Raw genomic sequence first — 17,771 nt, 5'->3', positions numbered from 1 at the left:
AAAACAGCCTCTTTCGGAGGCTGTTTTATTATGTTCCGCTGTTCTGTTTTAAAAGACTGCCCAGATACGCTCCTATGAATACCATCAGCAGACCCAGCAGAACATTGGCCAGAATATTGGAAAAACCGTTAAAGTAGTCGCCATTTTTAAAGCAGTCTAAAGTTTCATAACTGAAGGTGGAAAAAGTGGTGAAAGCCCCCAGAAAACCGGCTGTCAGCATAAGTTTCAGGTGGGTATTGTGGCTGTCGGAGCTGAATCCCCACTGCATCAGGAAGCCCAGCACGAAACAGCCCAGGCAGTTTACAATCAGGGTTCCGTAAGGAAAGCTATCTCCCAACAATTTGACGGTAAGGTTATTCAGCCCGTAACGGCTGACTGCACCCAAAGCCCCGCCTGCCGCCAGCAGCAGTATTTCGCCCATTTAAACACCTCTTTTAAATGCTGATGAACAGATATGCCGACAAGAGGCGTTTTTTGCCCCGGAATGACGGCAGTAAATGCAGGCTATCTGCCTGCCGGAATGCACCAGACAAAATATTCTAGCAGATGAATAAAATAAATTGAAATCTAAGTGGTTTTAGAGGGATATCAGTCCCGCCATCCCTCCGGCTGGAGACAATATTTGTCAAAAGCGGAGGAACAACGGTGATTGATAAACGGGGCTGGAGATTATTCGTATTCTACGAAATAGTTGTTAAGTTTGGTGTTTACCGAATTGAACAGCTTGTCTGAAAGCTCAAGATATTTATCCTTTTCTTCCTGAGTGAAGCAGTCAAAAATATCTTGGGTATAGTCATTGAATAACTCAGGGTTATGCTTGGCACGGTGCTCTTCAGTTATCTGGTAAACTGTCTTGCGGCCAATCTTCTGTTTTTCCAGATACCCTTTTTCTACCATGCGGTTCATTATCTGGAGGAGAGTGTTTGGCTCTTTGATTATAAGGCGGGCCATGGTATCCACATCGGCCTTGCCCAGATTTCTGAGCATATTCAAAATAGACATTTGCTCAAGGGTATATTCGGTATCGTGAGCCATTCGCTTTTGCATATAGCGCAAAATACTTAGATAGGTACAGCTGAAGTGGTGATAAAGTCTGTGATTCAGGTTGTCGAACATTTCTACCATTATGCTTTTTGTTTCTTTCCCCCATTAAATAAAACGTGCGCGCCATTATAACATATCAGGGCAAGTACTTTAAAAAAATACGCATATACATCTGTAATAATACATATATAGCACCAATATCGGTTATTCAGCTTGCAATCTGCCGTTTGGCGTGGGAGTGATTCTGCAAGGTTACTTCCGGAGTCTGGAAGTGTGTTTACGGCTTGACAGGGTTCTGGTATTTGTTATATTCTAATGCAACTAGTTGCAATTGCTTAATATTGCATAAGAGATGGTGATATGAACAGACCTGCTTCGGATATTGACTGGGCTAAAGCCTGGGATGACGCTACTGCCCAAAGAGGGCTGAGGGCTAATCTTGAGCGGCAGGGGCATAGCCGCGAGGATTTCTGGCAGAAATACCAGAGCTGGATGAGCCTGTATGTCAACCGTGATTACCCCGGGAAACTGCTTGAACGGATTATTGGCATTACCCGCGGGGGTGAAAGCCTGCTGGATATTGGTGCCGGTGCCGGTTCGTTTGCTATTCCTCTGGCCAAACAGGGTGTAAAAGTAACTGCCATTGAGCCTTCACCCAGACAGTCAGGTTTGCTGATGGCTGAGATTGAAAAAGAGTTACTTGCCAATATCAGGCTAGTCAGCCAGCCGTGGGAAGAACTGTTGCCCGAAGAAATAGGCTGTCATGACCATGTCATGGCGGTTTATTCGCTGGAAATGGAGAATATCCGCCTGGCACTGGAAAAGATGATAACTCTGGCCGCTAAGAATGTGTTTATTGTCCACACTGCCGGCAACGACCTCCGCCCTATTCTGAAGACTCTTTTCGGGCTGCAGGCCTCGCCTGATTATATTTATATATACAACATACTCTACCAGATGGGTTTCAGCCCCGATGTAGAGGTGTTTTACCGTAATTATCAGATACCGCTGGATGTCCAGCTGGAGATGTTCTCCTACAACCCTGGGCTCAATCCGGAAGAGCTTGCCAAGCTGAAAGAACATCTGACGGATAGCGGTAAAACTTTTACTGAGGGCGGACAGGTCTGGCTGAAACGCCAGAATAGAGATGCCCTTATCCGGATTAAAAAGGAGGTTCAGTAATCTGGTGATTAAAAATTGGAAAAAGTTTAAGAAAGTCTGGCTTATCGGTCTGGCGGCAGTGATATCGCTAAGCCTGTTTGCTGGCTGTGAGCAGACAACACCCAATGCAGATGATACTGCCACGGCTGTTACCCTGAAGGTCGGTTCTACCAAACCCTTCAAGACGACCAACTGCTTCAGTGACTACTGGTACGGGGTACTGACCAACCTGACTACCCATGACAGCCTGATAAGGCTGGGGGATGACATGTCCATCAAGCCCTGGCTGGCCAAATCATGGATAGTGTCAGATGACGCTAAGACATTTGTTTTTACCATTGTGGATAATGCCTACTGGCATGACGGCACTAAGCTGACGGCTGAAGATGTGGCCTTTTCTGTGGAATACTACCGTGATTACATTGCTTCGGCCAGCTGGATGAAAGATGTAATAGCTGATGTCAGCTTTTCGGGGGATACAGTTACCCTTTCTCTGTCCCGTCCCTACGGTAACCTTCTGACCGAATTTATGACCTATTCCATTGTCCCCAAACATATCTGGCAGGATGTGACTGACCCGCTTAAGTATAACCAGACGGATATGACAGTCGGTTCGGGTCCGTTCGTATTTGAAAGTTTTGACCTTTCTTCCGGCAAGTTTATCTTCAAGGCTAACGAAGACTATTTTCAGGGCAAGCCCACCATTGACCGCCTTGAGGTGGATATTTACCAGAATATGGACGCTTTGGTTTTATCACTTGCCAAAGGTGATATAGATACCTGGTGGGATTATTCCGGGACTTTCCCCTATACCAGCATACCCGCCCTGATAAAGTCCGGTAAGGTAGACTTTGAGACCAGCACCTATCTGGGTGTGCCCTCTGCTCTGGGTTTTAACCTTGAAGACGGCCCTGCCAGCGATATAAATGTCCGCAAGGCTATTGCGGCGGCTATAAACTACCAGCAGATAATAGAATACTTTTATGCGGGCTACGGTAGTGTGCCTACCACCGGTTTTGTTCCCCCCACCCACCCCAATTTCAATGCTGACCTGCCTTCTCTGGCATATAATCCTGCAGAGGCCAATGCCCTGCTGGATGCGGCCGGACTGCTGGATACAGATGGGGATGGTATCCGTGAGGATTCATCCGGACAGAATATTTCCCTGAGACTGCTGGCCAGATCTGACCAGTCTACCAATATGCGTCTGGCTGAAATACTGCGGGATGCCCTGTCTGAGATTGGGCTTGGGGTAGAGATAAGAGCCCTGGACCTTTCGGCTTGGGCTTCGGTAAAAGATGCACTTGACTACGATATGGTTCTGTTCGGGGCTACTCCTTGGGGTACTCTGATGCATGCCGGGCATGGTTCGGGATACTTTGACTCCAGACGTACCGGTCAGGGTGTTTTGCACAATCTGGACGCGGCTGAATATCTGGCCGCTTGTGACGCTAGACTGGCTACGGCTGACCCTGCCCAGCAGGCGGTGCTTGACCTCCGGATACAGGAACTTACCGCCGAGTATCTGCCGGGTATTGCCCTGGCCTGGACTGAGAGTGTCTACCCTTACCGGCAGGGTTGGTCAGGCTGGGTGATAGATAGTATCTATGGCGGGGTGTTTAACGGATTTTCCTTCTTGAGTGTCCAGTCCCCCTAGAGTATTATGGCTGGCCGGGGTTTTTATATCCCGGTCAGCCTTTATTCACTTTATAAAATATGCAAAGACATTATCACCCTGCGGCCAGCTTTCTGGGTAAGGCGCTGCGTTACAGCATCGTACTTATAGTTATTATTGCCTTAAATTTTCTTATTCCCAGAGTTATGCCGGGAGACCCGGTTAAAAATATACTGGGTGAACAGGCCTACTATACCGCGGAGGATGTGGCCGCTCTTTCAGCTGAACTGGGGCTGGACAAACCCATATACCAGCAGTTCGGTGACTATCTGGGCGGACTCTTTAGCGGTGACTGGGGCTACTCGTACCTGTATATGCAGCCGGTTCTGGAGGCAGTGGGCGGGCATCTGCTATGGACGCTGGTACTTATCCTGCCGGCTATTATACTGGGGGCGCTCCTTGCCGGGCTGGCCGGGTTGGTGGCGGGCTATTTCCGGAAGACCCCTCTGGACATAGGTCTGACCAGCGGTTTTATGCTGGTTTATGCCATGCCTCATTACTGGATTGCCATGCTTATGCTTATGTTTTTCAGTTTCAATCTGGGCTGGTTTCCCATGGGCAAGGTGACTACCGGCGGGCTGAGCGGTTTTGCCTATTTTGCAGACCTGCTCTGGCATATGGCGCTGCCCCTGCTGGTTATTACCCTGTTTAAGGCGGCCTATGATTTTCTGATTATGAGAAATACGGTTATCTCCATTTGCGGAGAAGATTATATCCTGATGGCCAGAGCCAAGGGGCTCAGCCGCGGGCGGATTCTTTTTAAACATATACTCAGAAATTCACTTGCCCCTTTGGTGACGGTTACCGCTATTCAGTTTGGCATGCTTTTTTCGGGAGTACTGCTGGTGGAAACCGTTTTTTCCTGGCCGGGCATGGGGACGCTTATTTATGAAGCTATCGGGGCGCGTGATTATCCACTTATTCAGGGTGCCTTTTTAATTATTGCAGTTTGTGTCCTGCTGGCTAACATGACGGCAGACCTGCTTTACAGACGCCTTGATCCGAGGACAGCTTAAGATGAATATCCTTAAAAAACTGACCGCAAATAAACTCCTGTTCTTCGGGGTGGTACTTCTGGGGATATTCGTGCTTTCAGCGGTATTTGCTCCGCTGATTTCCCCGCATGACCCGTGGACTTACGGACAGGCTTTTCTGCACCCTTCTGCCCAGCATCTGCTGGGGACTAATGACGTGGGGCAGGATATATTTTCCGAGCTGGTTTATTCTGCCAGAGTATCCCTGTGGGTGGGTTTTGTATCTGCCTCTCTGGCTACTTTGTTGGGGGTGGCGGTGGGTATCTGGGCAGGATTCCGCCGCGGCTGGCTGGATAATGTACTGATGGGTATGGCTGATATATTTCTGGTTATACCGGCTCTGCCTCTGGTAATACTCCTTTCGGTATATCTGGGACCCAGTATCTGGAATATTATTCTGGTTATCGCCCTGACTCTCTGGCCGGGGACGGCACGGGTAATCCGTTCGCAGGTGATTACTATCCGCCAGAGCGGTTACGTGGAATCCGCCCGTATTATGGGGGCAAGTGAATTCCGCCTGATGTGGCGGCATGTACTTCCGAATGTATTGCCACTGGTGGCTGCCAAGTTTATTCTGGTGGTGGCGGTGGCCTTGCTCCTTGAGGCTTCCATGAGTTTTCTGGGTCTGGGTGACCCGTCTCAAAAAAGCTGGGGCATGATGCTTCATTATGCTTTTTCACGGGGAGGATTTGTCCAGAACCTGTACTGGTGGTATCTGCCGCCGGGACTGTGCATTACCCTGTGCATACTGGGGCTGACCTTTATCAATATGAGTTTTGAAGACCGTACTGATCCCCGGTTGCAAAGGATACTGGACAGATGAAAAACCTGCTGGTAGTTTCCAACCTGCACGTTTATTTTGAGACTCCTGCCGGTCTGGTGCGGGCTAACAACGGGTTGAATCTGCACCTTGAAGAGGGTTGTAATCTGGGTATTATGGGGGAGAGCGGCTGCGGCAAGACTGTACTTGTCTATACCCTGCTGGGGCTGCAGCAACCCGGTAAAATTATAACCGGCAGTATACTTTTCAACGGCAGAGAGCTGGTAAATCTGCCCGAAGCTGAGCTGAACCATATAAGGGGCAGGCAGATTGCCCTTATCCCTCAAAACCAGTCTACCGCTCTCAATCCCCTTTTAAAGGTGGGTGAACAGATAGGCGAGGTTTGCGTGAACCTGAACAGGCCTGACATAAGGCTGGAGGGGGCTAGAAAGTTACTTTCGGATTTGGGATTGGGCGATATTCATTCGGTTGAACATATTTTAAAAAGCTATCCCCACCAGCTGTCCGGGGGTATGCGCCAAAGAGTGCTGACGGCCATGGCGCTTCTTTCAGAGCCGGATTTACTGGTGGCAGACGAACCTACTACCGCACTTGATGCCAATACCCGTACCACCACCCTGAATATACTGAAAGAGGCATCCAAAAGAACCAGCCTGCTGGTTATCAGCCATGACTTACCTGCTCTGAAAACCCTCTGCCCAAAGCTGGGGGTAATGTATGCCGGGCGGATTGTGGAGTATGGTGATACCTTAAGCCTGATGTCAAACCCCCTTCACCCTTACAGCCGCCTGCTTATGAAATGCCAGCAAGCCGGAGATTATATTGATATACCTTTGACAGGTTTTGAAAGCCGGGATTTACTGGGAGATAATGAAGGTTGTAGTTTCGCCCCGTTCTGTCCACAGGCAACCGGGATTTGTTTTAAAGAATTACCCCCTGAAGTTTGTCTGGACAACAGCAGAGTGGTTTGCCATCTTTATACCCAAAGCGGGATGAAGCTGTGTTAAAAGCCGAAAATCTGTCAGTCCATTTTGTAGTCAGGCATAACCCGCTGGTACGTTTGAAGCACCCAGACCACACCATCAGGGCTGTTTCCGACGTGAGTATTGAACTGAAAAACGGAGAGATACTGGGTCTGGTAGGTGAAAGCGGTTCGGGCAAGACCACTCTGGCCAGAGCCTTGGCAGGGCTGGTTCGCCCTTCTGGCGGGCAGGTATTATACCGGGGGAGTGACCTGCAAAAAATGGATGCCCCTGAGTTCAAAAAATACCGCCGCGAAGTCCAGCTAATACTGCAGGACTCGGATTCAACTCTGGACCCCCGCATGAGGCTTGTAGAGCTTCTGGAAGAGCCTCTAAAGATAAACCGGCACTTAAATAAGGCTGAAAGACAAGATTTGGTTTCAGCCATTATGGAGAAAACTTTTATTCCGCCTTCACTTGCGGGTCGCTACCCCACGGAACTGTCCGGCGGGCAGCGTCAGCGGGTGTCACTTGCCAGAACCCTGCTGGTAAGGCCTGAAATAATAATCGCTGATGAACCTTTGAGCGGGCTGGATACTATCCTTCGTTACCAGTTGCTCAAGCTTATGCTGGAGCTTAAAGAGGAATACGGTTTAAGCTACCTGCTTATTTCCCATGATTTACAGATGATTAGTTCAGTTTGCAACCGTGTGGCAGTTATGTACCGGGGCAAGCTGGTTGAGGTAATGGAAAGCGGAAATATGTCTTCGGCTGTTCATCCCTATACGAAAATGCTGCTGGCAGGGTTGGCACTGGAGCTTGAAGAAGGTCATGACCTGCATCACCATGCCGAAGATGGGCAAGGCTGCGGTTTTGCCGGGCGTTGCCCGGTGCATTTACCGATTTGCCACCAGGAAACTCCATCCCTGAAAGGGGTTTCCGAAAATCATCTCTGCGCCTGTCATTTAGCCTGACTTAAGCGGGGGCGAAATCTCATTGCCTGTGGCTTATAGGTCTCCGAATATCTTGGGGGCTTCTTTTTTCAGTATCTCTTGGATTAGGTTAGCGACTACCCTCATTTCCGGCTGGGCGGACGGGGCAGTGCGCAGTTTCAAAATATGCCGCAGTTCGCGGAAATTCCAGGTGCAGATAATCTCGGTGGCACAGGCATTGGGCAGTACGTAACGGGCTATTTCCGGCTTTATGCCCGCTTCCAGCAGTTTGCGGTAGGAATCCCAGGCGCTTTCCATAGCCTGATTGAACAGCGCCAGTTTGGCACTGTCTTCTTCGGCAATTTCAGGCGGGGTGATAAACTCGGCCTGATTTTCCTTAACGTAACGCTGGCTTCGCTGGGAGTAACTGCCAATACGGTGTCTGACCAGCTCATGGGTAACCACCCGTGAGGCCTTTATATAAAAAGTGGCCGAAACATGCTCAAGCAGGCTTTCGTGCCCTTGTTTGATGCGTGTCTGAAGCCAGTCCTGGCTGCTGCCAAGTTTATTGCCGCTGGCGTAACACAATCGTCCGGCTTGTTCTGCCAGATTTTCGGCATCCGGAGTAATGGCCAGCAGTTTTACTTCTACGTTATATTCCATAAGAGGCGTCTCCTTATGCCGAAAGGATACCAATTCAGAAGTATTTTCACAAGCGGAAACAGTGTTGATAAAGAATGATTTTAATCTGTATTGCAAGCTGTTTTTCGCAACTTGCCAATACATGGCGGCATCAGGGAGAAAACAGTTAGATTATCTGCCCGTCAGATTCATGAATTTGATCAAGTCTGCGGGTAGCATTGAATTTGGATGATGAAGTTTGGATTATGGATTTATCCCGTATTCTTAAGAGCATGTTTTCCAGTTGGTCCAACTCTTCGTCAGACAAGACATCAAATATTTTACGTGTTTCAGTGAGATTGGTGCTTATAGTTTCTCTTAACTGCATACCTTTTTCGGTAATAGATACCCGAATCATATTTTTTCTTTCCAAGTTTTTGGTGAGTTCGACCAGCCCTTTTTTCTCCATGTTTCTCAATATGGCGGTAATGGTGTTTGGCTGACGGAAATACAATTCGGCTATTCGGGTGGGTGTCATTGTTTTGTCTTTGGAATGATACAGACGTTCCAGTATGCCCGCCTGTTCAGGGGAAACGCCGTACTCCAGCAGGTCTTTTCTGCGTACGTGATAGGCAGCAACCCTTGCCTGCATAAGTGTGGACCATATTGCGTAGCCGTTTTCCCTTAGTCTGTGAGTCATATAGCCTTCTTGGTATTCAGTAGTTTTCTCTACTATGTGTATGCGCTTATTAAACAATATCTTGGGGGGTAAATACAAATATTTGATTTAAAAATGAGGTGTGCAGGTTTAAGTATTGTCTTATTGGGCTAAAAATATACTAAATGCTTAGCTTTCTTGGCCTTAAGGCCTATTGACCAATATAATATCTGTAACTATAATCGTATACTAGTATCGTATACTATAATATAATTGAATATATGAAAGGAGATCGCTGAAATAAATTGGCTCTCGGGGAAGACCGGGTGGCTATAGGAAAGACTAAATATTGATAAAAAGGAAAATTAAAAAATGCCTAATTTCCATCACACTATTAGTCGCCGTAATTTCATGAAAGGACTGGGGATATTAGGGACCGGTCTTGGAACTGCGGCGGCAACTGCTCCGGTTTTTCACGATTTGGATGATATTATTTCTTCGCCTAAGGCTGAATGGAAACGACCCTGGTGGGTGAAATACCGGGAGGCGGATAATCCCACTACCGAAATTGACTGGTCTTTGATGAATAGATGGGATGCCCGTCAGACAGCGCAAGCGCCCGGTATCCAAGCCAAATATCTGGGTGCGGACGAAATAAAGAAGAGATACGCCAATGTCCTGACCAACAAGGTAAAGGCCATTACCCATGATACCCCCGGTCAGACACTGAGAGATTACGCTCTTTCATCCGGCGCGGGCTATTTTATGAATTTGCCTTATGTGACTACTTTTATGGGTCCCCAGAAAGTGGCTACACCTCAAAGCTTAAGTGTCCCGGTCTGGCAGGGTACTCCTGAGGAAAATAGCCGGATGCTGCGGTCTGCGGTAATCTTCTATGGTGGAGGGCAGGTTGGTTTTGGTGTTATAGACCAGAAAATTAAAGACAAGCTGGTATTTACCAATCATAAAGGGGCTGCCAACTCCATTGGCTTTGTTGAAAATTTCCCCCCGCCGCCTGCATTGGGTAAATCATATTTATTTGAAGATGTGGAGCAGGGTTATGAAGGGGCGACTACATTTGTTCTGCCGTCCAATAAACAGCTTTATGAATTCTGTTTCACTGTGCCTATGTCCAAAGATATGTTCAGGACGGCTAACGAATCCCAGATAATGTATTCGGCCAATCTGTCTCGTTATCGGCTTTTCGGTAATATCCAAAATTGTATTCAGGAATTTATCCGCTCACTTGGCTATACCTGTTACGGTTACGCGTCACCCTTTTCCGGTATGATGCCCGCAATTGCCAGCGCCCAGTTAACCGGTATTACGGAAGGAAACCGAAACAATGGCTTCTGCACCAGCCCCGAATACGGGCCTATACTTGGGGTGTTCAGTTTGGTTACCGACATGCCTCTTGAACCTACTAACCCCATCGATGCCGGTATCTGGCGGTTCTGCCAGACCTGTACCAAGTGTGCAGATGCCTGCCCTGTAAACGCCATACCCAAAGATCATGAACCCTCTTGGGAGTTGCCGACTGTTTATGGCAAGCCGGATATCACGCATTCTCCGGGAAGAAAACAGTACTGGACGAATGCCCTTGATTGCTGGCTTTTCTTGACTGAGTACAACGGCTGCGGTGCCTGTATGGCTACTTGTACTTTCAATACTAATAATGCTCCTATCCATGAGCTGGTCAGGACTACATTGGCAACTACGCCGTTGTTGAATTCATTCTTGTGGCAGGCAGATAAATTCTTTGGTTACGGTTTGACTGAAGACAAGGAAGCCTGGTGGGATCTGTCTATGCCGGTTTACGGGTTTGACAGTGCCGCTACCTCAAGTCAAGGCGGTTATAACAAATAAACCCCAATGCATTATAGGAGAGTGAAAATATGTGGCTTATTATTGGTTTAATTATCGGTGCCCTGCTGCTTGGGCTTGTTTGGCTGATGAAACGGGGTAATTTCAGTCTTACCTGGTATGAATGGCTGATAGGGATTATCGGCATGGCTTTGATTCTCTTTACCATCCAGAATTTTGTTGGCAGTCTGGATGAATTGGAGAGCAAAGCAGCCTCTATGTTCCTGCTGGTTATCGGATTGCCCGGCCTTATTCTGCTGGCAATCTCATGGCAATTGGCTGCCAGGCGTATAAAGAAAGCCTGAATCTCAATTACCCGTGTATTGATTAAAAGAGGGGGAGACCTGGGTCTCCCCCTCTGGTTTTTGCCCAGGCCTGATATAGCTGTTGGCGTTTAGGTTATGGATTATATAGCCTCATTGATATTTGGTAGTTTTTTCTGATATCTGTATACGCTCGTTATCCAATATCCTGGTAGATATAAACTCAAATATTAGTTATATGGATGTACCGTACAGGGTTTTCTATTTTATATTCTGCTAGAAATATACTAAATGCTTAGAAAGACTAGGCCTTTAGTCCTATTTACTACCTATGCTGCGGCCACTATAATCGTATACTATAATCGTATACTAGCAATATACCAAATATATGTTAGGAGGCTGTATGTAAGTTGGCTCTCGGGGAAGACCAGGTGGCTATAGGAAAGACTAAATATTGGTAAAAGGAAAATTGAAAAATGTCTAATTTCCATTCCACACTCTCGCGACGTGATTTTATGAAAAGCCTTGGGGTAGTCGGAGCAGGTTTGGGTACTTTGAGCGCTGCCGCCCCCGTTTTCCACGATTTGGATGAGGTCACATCTTCGGCAATCGGTATCAATAAAAATCCCTGGTGGGTAAAGGAAAGGGATTTCAAAAATCCTACCGTACCAATGGATTGGCCCAAAATTACCCGCCATGCGGGCACGTTTAAGACTTTACCCAGACCCACTGTAGCTGATTTCACAAAAGCCGGCGTTGTCGGCGGTACTTCCACTGACCTTGAAACCCCTGAAATGGCCCTGACTCTTTATGATGCTATGGCCAAGGAGTTTCCGGGCTGGACTCCGGGCTATGCCGGTATGGGAGATACCCGAACCACCGCCCTGTGCAATGCTTCCAAATTTATGATGATGGGTGCCTGGCCCGGCAATATGGAAATGGGCGGTAAAAGGATTAATGTTCAAGCGGCTATTATGGCGGCCGGCGGCAGCCCTACCTTTACTCCGTGGTTGGGGCCTCAGCTGGATACTACTACCCGTCCCCAGGTTTTCGGGGCTCCGGTCTGGCAGGGTACTCCCGAAGAAAACCTTAAAACCTGCCGCTCTGCCATTAGATTCTTTGGCGGCTCGGATGTGGCAGCCCTTGAACTTGATGACGATATTTTGAAGTTTTTTCACTCTAAAATTGGTGGTAAAGACCTGGTTATTGAAGACGTAGAGGAAGCTTATGAGACCACAACCAAGATGGTTATCCCCCGCAAGTGCAAGTGGGTACTGATGTGGAGTGCCAGACAATCTCTCGAGGGCACTCGTCGCCAGGCTGGTATAACTGAAAACTATGCTGTTTGGTATTCTTATTCCCGCCTGCCCAAGGTAGGTGTGCAGATTCAGGAATTTATCCGCGGTTTGGGTTATCAGGCCTTGAATCCGGGAATGAAGGGTTACCTTACCAGCCCTCTGGCGGCTTTTTCCGGCATGGGCGAACATGGCCGTATGTCTTCACCCACTATTACTCCCAAATACGGGGTAACTAACCGGGCTATGTGGGCGTTAATCACCGACCTGCCCTTGCTGCCCACTCCGCCCATAGACTTTGGTGCCTACAAATTCTGCAAAACCTGCGGTATTTGCGCGGATGCTTGTCCTTTCGGGCTTATCCAGAAGGGTGACCCCACCTGGGAAAACCCGGCTTCAGCCAAGTCCGGCATTCAGCAGGGCACATTTGAGGGCTGGCGAACCAATACCGCAGATTGTCCTCACTGCCCCACTTGTCAGGGCACTTGCCCCTTCAACAGCAAACCGGATTCATTCCTGCATGCTGTGGTTAAGGGCACAGTTGCCAATACCCCGCTTTTAAATAGCTTCTTTACAAATATGGAAAAAGCTATGGATTACGGGCGGAAAGACCCCGAAGAGTGGTGGGATATGGATGACTTCACCTACGGTATTGACACCAGTTACTAATAGCTTAAGGAATTGGAGGTAGGAAGCATGTTTTTCGTAGGACTGGCAGTAGCAGTCGCCTTGACTCTGTTTGTTGTTTGGCTTATCCGCCGGCAGCTTGGTATAAAGTGGTACGAATGGATTATCGGGTTTTTGGCAGTAGCTTCACTCTTTGCCACCGTCCAGCATTATTTCAGTTCGCTTGAAGAAAACGAACCGACTTCAGCCTGGATGGGAGCCCTGATATTCGGTATCATTTTTCTGATACTGGCTGCGCTTGACTGGCAGCTTGTCATCCGTCACAAAAAAGTAGCCTAGTACCGGCTGCATTATCGGTGTCTGACAGGGGAGGTTAAACCTCCCCTGTTGCTATCCCCCGGTTTTTAAAGATTAGCAAGCCGAAATTATTCAGCATAAAGCAGATTTTTCGGTTAGTCTAATGATTGTCTGAGTTGCCTGATAAATGTGGCTACTTTTTCAAGTGAAGGGTCTGTCTGGACAAGCTGCAGGATACGGCTGCCTACTATTATCCCGTCGGAAAATTTTGAGATATTTTGGGCTTGTTCGGGGGTTGAAATACCAAAGCCCACTGCCAGAGGCTGGCGGGCGGTTTTCCTTACCCTGTTTACAAAACTGCTCAAATCAGCCGGCAAGTTGGCAGTTGCCCCGGTAACGCCTGAGTGGGAAACGAGATAAATAAACCCCCGTGATTTGGCGGCAACTAGCTTAATCCGTTCGTCGGTACTGGTGGGGGCTAACAGAAAGATTATATCCAAGCCGGCTTCTGTGGCGGCAAAGTCTATGTCTTGGGCTTCTCCCGGCGGCAGGTCAGGAATAATAAATCCGCTTACACCCGCAGTTGCACACTTTTGGCAGAACTTGGTCAGTCCGTAATTGTAAATGGGGTTATAGTAACCCATGAATACCATGGGTATGGAGATTTTTTCTTTGAGCAGGGCGGCAACAGATAAACAGACTTCAGGCGTCACCCCGTTCTGGAGTGCCTGATAACTGGCATTTTGAATAGTAACTCCGTCTGCCAGCGGGTCTGAGAAGGGAATACCCAGCTCTATAATATCTACCCCGTTTTCTTCCAGCAGAGGCACCAGCCGCAGGGTGGTTTCAATATCCGGGTAGCCGACTGTTATGTAAGCTATAAGAGATTTTCGTTTTTGGAATGCATCACTGACACGGCTCATATCTTTACCCCCATTGCTTTTTGAACAATATCCATGTCTTTGTCCCCTCTGCCGGAGAGGTTTATGACTATATTTTTGTTTTTCGGCATGCCGCCTGCTATTTTCAGGGCATGGGCAATGGCGTGGGAAGATTCCAGAGCAGGCATTATCCCTTCCAGCGAGCATAGCAGTTTGAAGCCGTTCAGGGCTTCTTCATCTGTGACCGAAACATATTCCACCCGCTTATTATCTTTCAGGTAGCTGTGTTCAGGGCCTACGCCGGGATAATCCAGCCCGGCCGAAATACTGTGGGTTTCAATCACCTGTCCGTGTTCGTCCTGAAGCAGATATGACATGGCACCGTGGAGTATACCCACCTTGCCGGCACTAAGGGTGGCCGAATGTTTGCCGGTGCGGATGCCGCTGCCGGCAGCTTCCACCCCGATAAGACGTACGCTTTGGTCCGGTATGAAATCATAGAAAATACCCATGGCATTGCTGCCTCCGCCAACACAGGCAACAATGCAGTCAGGTAGTCCTCCCAGCTGTCTTAAGGACTGGGCTTTGGTTTCCTGCCCGATAACTGCCTGAAAATCCCGTACCATAGCCGGATAAGGGCGCGGGCCGACCACCGAACCGATTATATAATAAGTGGTCTCCGGGTTGCTTACCCAGTCACGCATAGCTTCATTGATGGCGTCTTTCAGGGTACGGCTGCCCGAAGATACGCTTCTGACTTCCGTTCCCATCAGCTTCATGCGGAATACGTTTAAGGCTTGACGTTTGATGTCATCTTCGCCCATATAGACAATGCATTCCAGCCCCAGCATGGCGCAAACAGCTGCGGTGGCTACCCCGTGTTGCCCCGCCCCTGTTTCGGCAATTACCCTTTTCTTTCCCATATGCAAGGCAAGCAGCCCCTGACCGAGTGCGTTGTTGATTTTATGGGCACCTGTATGGGCCAGGTCTTCCCTTTTCAGGTAAATTCTGGCACCCCCCAGATGTTCAGTCAGCCTTTCTGCCAGATACAGCGGAGTGGGCCGCCCCGAAAAGGTGTTTGAAAGGGATTTCAGGCGTGACTGGAAAGACTCGTCTTTTTTGGCTTGTTCATAAGCCTGTTCCAGTTCGTTTAGGACTGGCACCAGTATTTCAGGTACAAACTGCCCGCCATACTTGCCGAAATACCCCGGTTTACCGGTGCTATCTACTTTAGGCATTTTTCTACTCCCAGCATATTTAAATATTCCACCTCTTTAACCAATTGGCAAAACTGTTCCGGATACAAAGACTGCGCTCCGTCAGACAGAGCGCTGGGCGGGTCTGAATGGACTTCTACTATCAGTCCGTCTGCCCCTGTTGCAATGGCTGCTCTGGACAGGGGGATAACATAATCACGGCGTCCGGCGGCATGGCTGGGGTCTACTATAATGGGCAGGTGACTTAAGGCCTTGACGGACAGGATGGCGCTTAGGTCTAGTGTAAAGCGGGTATTGTCCGAAAAGGTGCGGATACCCCGTTCGCACAAAATAACTTGAGTGTTGCCTTCGGCCATTATATATTCGGCTGCCATCAGCAGTTCTTCAATAGTGGCTGACAGCCCCCGTTTTAAAATGACCGGCTTTTTTGTCTGGCCTGCCCGGCGTAACAGAGAGTAATTTTGCATGTTTCGGGCACCAATCTGGATAATATCTGTGCTGGCTTCAACCAGCTTCAGGTTTTCAGAGTCGGTGGCTTCGGTAACAATAAACAGTCCGGTTTCAGAGCGTACTTTTTCCAGAATTTTGAGGCCGGCTTTGCCCAAACCCTGAAAGCTGTAGGGTGAAGTGCGGGGCTTGAATGCCCCTCCCCTGAAGAGCTTGGCACCGCCCTCTTTTACCTGAAGGGCTATCCGGAGGGTCTGTTCTTCACTTTCCACCGAGCAAGGTCCGGCAATGATAACCGGTTTGCAGCCGTTTCCTATTTCTACCTCTCCCAGACGGATAACTGTCGGTTTGGGGCAGGTTTCATGGCTGACCAGTTTATAGGGCTTGGTCACCCGCAATACTTCTTTCACACCTTCCAGTGCCAGAAAAGGGCTTTCCTCCACCATACCCTGATTGCCCACTATGCAGACGGCGGTTCGGTGGTCACCCGGTATGGGTATGCCCCGGTAGCCTGCATCCGTAATCTCACGGATGACGTTATCTATCTGTTCCTGAGTTGCATCGTTTTTCATTATTACTAACATATCCGGTTACCATCCGCATCTTTCACCCGTTCAATGAAAAGGTGTATTTTGGCTGTATCTTTTATCCCGTCTGTTTCCACTCCGCTGGCAACGTCTATTCCCCATGGTTTGGCTATTTTTATAAATCCCTGTATGTTTTCCGGATTGAGCCCGCCGGCCACCATGACGGGGTATTTCAGAGAGACCTGTTTTACAATCTGCCAGTCAAAACTTTGGCCGCTGCCTCCGAATAAGGCCTTAGTATGGGTATCCAGCAGGAATACGGGCGTTTTTTTCAGGGCTTTAAGCCCGGCTTGTATTTCCTGAATAACCAGTTCGGCGGTAGTGCTTTCAGCAACGTGAATAACCTTGATAACCGGCAGGTTTACCTGATTGCAGTACTCCCAGCTTTCGTTACCGCTTAGCTGTACCCTGTCCAGACGGCAGACGGAGGCAATCCGGTTTACTTCTTCTGCCGTCTGGTTGGCAAAGACGCCTACCAGCATCGGTCTTGGGTTTAGTGGTTTCAGGGCTTCGGCTATCTCAAGTGCTTTCTCCGTGGTGATGCGCCGTTTGCTTTCGGCAAATACCACTCCGGCAAAGTCAGCCCCTGTCCGGGCTGTGGCCAAGGCTTGTCCAACCTCTGTCAAGCCGCAAATCTTAGTCTTAATCACAGCAGTTCCCTCATTTTGGCGGCAATATCAACCGAGGCTGTTAAGGCTTCTCCTACCAGCACTGCATCTACTCCCAGTTCTTCCAGACGGGAAATATCTGCTCTGGTCTGAATGCCGCTTTCACTGACAACTATGCACTCAGGGGGTATCAGGGGGCGAAGCCTTTCGGTTACAGTTAGGTCTATTTTAAACGTATGCAAATCACGGTTATTCAGGCCGATAATCCGGGCATTACTCTCTAAAGCTATTTCCAGCTCTGACCGGGTATGCACTTCCACCAGACATTTCATGCCCAGCTTATGGCTGAGTGAAAGCAGTTCCTGTAACCTTTCGGGAGACAGCATGGCTACTATCAGCAAAATAGCGTCTGCCCCGTACAGGCGGGATTCATATACCTGATACGGGTCATGGATAAAATCCTTACGGAGAAGCGGCAGCTTTGATGCCACCCCTGATTCGCGTATTTTCTTCAGGTTGTCAAGGCTTCCCATAAAATGGTGTTCTTCTGTCAAAACCGAAATGGCGGAAGCCCCGTTTCGGGCATATATGCCGGCAATATCCACCGGATCAAAATCCGAGCGGATTATACCCTTTGACGGAGAGGCTTTTTTTACCTCGGCAATCAGCCTGACCTGCCGCCCTTTAAGCTTCATGGCCATGTCAATGGGTGGATAGGGTATGTCCAGTACCAATTCCTGCAGTTTTGCTAATGGCAGCCGCATTTTTCTCCGCTCCAAATCAGGCAGGTTGTCGGTGACAATACGTTCCAAAATCAT

19 protein-coding genes are annotated in these 17,771 nt (G+C 48.6%); 10 read left to right on the top strand and 9 right to left on the bottom strand.

Features of this window, described 5'->3' with window-relative positions:
• Positions 1-28: 28 nt before the first annotated feature.
• Positions 29-421 (bottom strand): fluoride efflux transporter CrcB, encoded by a 393-nt coding sequence (crcB, locus tag X794_RS06260; protein ID WP_010937175.1) that lies wholly within the window; start codon positions 419-421, stop codon positions 29-31.
• A 248-nt stretch (positions 422-669) separates the two neighbouring features.
• On the bottom strand, positions 670-1,125 hold the full coding sequence (locus X794_RS06255; protein WP_012034205.1) for a MarR family winged helix-turn-helix transcriptional regulator: 456 nt from the start codon (positions 1,123-1,125) through the stop codon (positions 670-672).
• A gap of 279 nt (positions 1,126-1,404) precedes the next feature.
• Between X794_RS06255 and X794_RS06250 the strand changes: the two genes are divergently transcribed.
• From X794_RS06250 to X794_RS06225, 6 genes are read left to right on the top strand one after another with little or no spacing between them, the layout of a single operon-like run.
• A complete protein-coding gene (locus X794_RS06250; protein ID WP_011309836.1) occupies positions 1,405-2,226 on the top strand; it encodes a class I SAM-dependent methyltransferase in 822 nt (273 codons plus the stop codon).
• A gap of 4 nt (positions 2,227-2,230) precedes the next feature.
• Complete coding sequence (locus X794_RS06245; RefSeq protein WP_034376147.1) at positions 2,231-3,862, top strand: ABC transporter substrate-binding protein; 1,632 nt, start codon at positions 2,231-2,233, stop codon at positions 3,860-3,862.
• Between the two features lie 59 nt (positions 3,863-3,921).
• Complete coding sequence (locus X794_RS06240) at positions 3,922-4,896, top strand: ABC transporter permease (RefSeq protein ID WP_034376149.1); 975 nt, start codon at positions 3,922-3,924, stop codon at positions 4,894-4,896.
• 1 nt (position 4,897) lies between these two features.
• On the top strand, positions 4,898-5,737 hold the full coding sequence (locus tag X794_RS06235; RefSeq protein WP_034376152.1) for an ABC transporter permease: 840 nt from the start codon (positions 4,898-4,900) through the stop codon (positions 5,735-5,737).
• Complete coding sequence (locus tag X794_RS06230) at positions 5,734-6,702, top strand: ABC transporter ATP-binding protein (protein WP_034376155.1); 969 nt, start codon at positions 5,734-5,736, stop codon at positions 6,700-6,702. Before X794_RS06235 ends, X794_RS06230 begins: the two co-directional genes overlap by 4 nt.
• Positions 6,696-7,631, top strand: coding sequence for an ABC transporter ATP-binding protein (locus X794_RS06225; protein WP_034376159.1), 936 nt, complete (start codon positions 6,696-6,698; stop codon positions 7,629-7,631). Before X794_RS06230 ends, X794_RS06225 begins: the two co-directional genes overlap by 7 nt.
• 33 nt (positions 7,632-7,664) lie before the next feature.
• Here X794_RS06225 and thyX read toward each other — a convergent pair whose 3' ends face one another.
• Complete coding sequence (gene thyX / locus X794_RS06220) at positions 7,665-8,252, bottom strand: FAD-dependent thymidylate synthase (protein WP_011309831.1); 588 nt, start codon at positions 8,250-8,252, stop codon at positions 7,665-7,667.
• Positions 8,253-8,397: 145 nt separating this feature from the next.
• Positions 8,398-8,910 carry a MarR family winged helix-turn-helix transcriptional regulator gene (locus X794_RS06215; protein ID WP_034376162.1) on the bottom strand — a complete coding sequence of 171 codons (513 nt, stop codon included), beginning with the start codon at positions 8,908-8,910 and terminating at the stop codon, positions 8,398-8,400.
• A 330-nt stretch (positions 8,911-9,240) separates the two neighbouring features.
• On the opposite strand from X794_RS06215, the gene X794_RS06210 reads away from it, so the two are divergent.
• The 4 genes from X794_RS06210 to X794_RS06195 all read left to right on the top strand — a co-directional run bounded on the left by X794_RS06210 (position 9,241) and on the right by X794_RS06195 (position 13,255).
• Positions 9,241-10,734, top strand: a complete 1,494-nt coding sequence (locus X794_RS06210) for a reductive dehalogenase (protein WP_015407263.1) — start codon at positions 9,241-9,243, stop codon at positions 10,732-10,734.
• Between the two features lie 29 nt (positions 10,735-10,763).
• Positions 10,764-11,036, top strand: coding sequence for a hypothetical protein (locus tag X794_RS06205; RefSeq protein ID WP_011309828.1), 273 nt, complete (start codon positions 10,764-10,766; stop codon positions 11,034-11,036).
• Positions 11,037-11,470: 434 nt separating this feature from the next.
• Positions 11,471-12,958, top strand: coding sequence for a reductive dehalogenase (locus X794_RS06200; RefSeq protein WP_041344583.1), 1,488 nt, complete (start codon positions 11,471-11,473; stop codon positions 12,956-12,958).
• Positions 12,959-12,985: 27 nt separating this feature from the next.
• Positions 12,986-13,255 carry a hypothetical protein gene (locus X794_RS06195; RefSeq protein ID WP_012984495.1) on the top strand — a complete coding sequence of 90 codons (270 nt, stop codon included), beginning with the start codon at positions 12,986-12,988 and terminating at the stop codon, positions 13,253-13,255.
• A gap of 113 nt (positions 13,256-13,368) precedes the next feature.
• Here X794_RS06195 and trpA read toward each other — a convergent pair whose 3' ends face one another.
• The 5 genes from trpA to trpC are packed head-to-tail and all read right to left on the bottom strand — an operon-like array spanning position 13,369 to position 17,771.
• Entirely contained in the window at positions 13,369-14,136 is a 768-nt protein-coding gene (gene trpA / locus X794_RS06190) for a tryptophan synthase subunit alpha (RefSeq protein WP_034376221.1), read from the bottom strand.
• Complete coding sequence (trpB, locus tag X794_RS06185; RefSeq protein ID WP_034376223.1) at positions 14,133-15,332, bottom strand: tryptophan synthase subunit beta; 1,200 nt, start codon at positions 15,330-15,332, stop codon at positions 14,133-14,135. Before trpB ends, trpA begins: the two co-directional genes overlap by 4 nt.
• Complete coding sequence (aroF, locus tag X794_RS06180; protein ID WP_034376225.1) at positions 15,320-16,342, bottom strand: 3-deoxy-7-phosphoheptulonate synthase; 1,023 nt, start codon at positions 16,340-16,342, stop codon at positions 15,320-15,322. The genes trpB and aroF overlap by 13 nt, the downstream gene beginning before the upstream one ends.
• Entirely contained in the window at positions 16,336-16,995 is a 660-nt protein-coding gene (locus tag X794_RS06175) for a phosphoribosylanthranilate isomerase (protein WP_011309824.1), read from the bottom strand. Before X794_RS06175 ends, aroF begins: the two co-directional genes overlap by 7 nt.
• The gene (gene trpC / locus X794_RS06170; protein WP_011309823.1) at positions 16,992-17,771 is read right to left on the bottom strand and encodes an indole-3-glycerol phosphate synthase TrpC; all 780 of its coding nucleotides are present in this window, start codon (positions 17,769-17,771) and stop codon (positions 16,992-16,994) included. Before trpC ends, X794_RS06175 begins: the two co-directional genes overlap by 4 nt.

The organism is Dehalococcoides mccartyi CG5, from assembly GCF_000830885.1.
Classification (GTDB): domain Bacteria; phylum Chloroflexota; class Dehalococcoidia; order Dehalococcoidales; family Dehalococcoidaceae; genus Dehalococcoides; species Dehalococcoides mccartyi_B.
Note: the sequence above shows the minus strand (reverse complement) of the source record. Positions and strands in the feature narration are given on the sequence as shown.

Coding starts and splice junctions, on each gene's coding strand:
- crcB (WP_010937175.1), bottom strand. CDS start 421: ATGGGCGAAATACTGCTGCTGGCGGCAGGCGGGGCTTTGGGTGCAGTC.
- X794_RS06255 (WP_012034205.1), bottom strand. CDS start 1,125: ATGGTAGAAATGTTCGACAACCTGAATCACAGACTTTATCACCACTTC.
- X794_RS06250 (WP_011309836.1), top strand. CDS start 1,405: ATGAACAGACCTGCTTCGGATATTGACTGGGCTAAAGCCTGGGATGAC.
- X794_RS06240 (WP_034376149.1), top strand. CDS start 3,922: ATGCAAAGACATTATCACCCTGCGGCCAGCTTTCTGGGTAAGGCGCTG.
- X794_RS06235 (WP_034376152.1), top strand. CDS start 4,898: ATGAATATCCTTAAAAAACTGACCGCAAATAAACTCCTGTTCTTCGGG.
- X794_RS06230 (WP_034376155.1), top strand. CDS start 5,734: ATGAAAAACCTGCTGGTAGTTTCCAACCTGCACGTTTATTTTGAGACT.
- thyX (WP_011309831.1), bottom strand. CDS start 8,252: ATGGAATATAACGTAGAAGTAAAACTGCTGGCCATTACTCCGGATGCC.
- X794_RS06215 (WP_034376162.1), bottom strand. CDS start 8,910: ATGACTCACAGACTAAGGGAAAACGGCTACGCAATATGGTCCACACTT.
- X794_RS06210 (WP_015407263.1), top strand. CDS start 9,241: ATGCCTAATTTCCATCACACTATTAGTCGCCGTAATTTCATGAAAGGA.
- X794_RS06205 (WP_011309828.1), top strand. CDS start 10,764: ATGTGGCTTATTATTGGTTTAATTATCGGTGCCCTGCTGCTTGGGCTT.
- X794_RS06200 (WP_041344583.1), top strand. CDS start 11,471: ATGTCTAATTTCCATTCCACACTCTCGCGACGTGATTTTATGAAAAGC.
- X794_RS06195 (WP_012984495.1), top strand. CDS start 12,986: ATGTTTTTCGTAGGACTGGCAGTAGCAGTCGCCTTGACTCTGTTTGTT.
- trpA (WP_034376221.1), bottom strand. CDS start 14,136: ATGAGCCGTGTCAGTGATGCATTCCAAAAACGAAAATCTCTTATAGCT.
- trpB (WP_034376223.1), bottom strand. CDS start 15,332: ATGCCTAAAGTAGATAGCACCGGTAAACCGGGGTATTTCGGCAAGTAT.
- aroF (WP_034376225.1), bottom strand. CDS start 16,342: ATGTTAGTAATAATGAAAAACGATGCAACTCAGGAACAGATAGATAAC.
- trpC (WP_011309823.1), bottom strand. CDS start 17,771: ATGATTTTGGAACGTATTGTCACCGACAACCTGCCTGATTTGGAGCGG.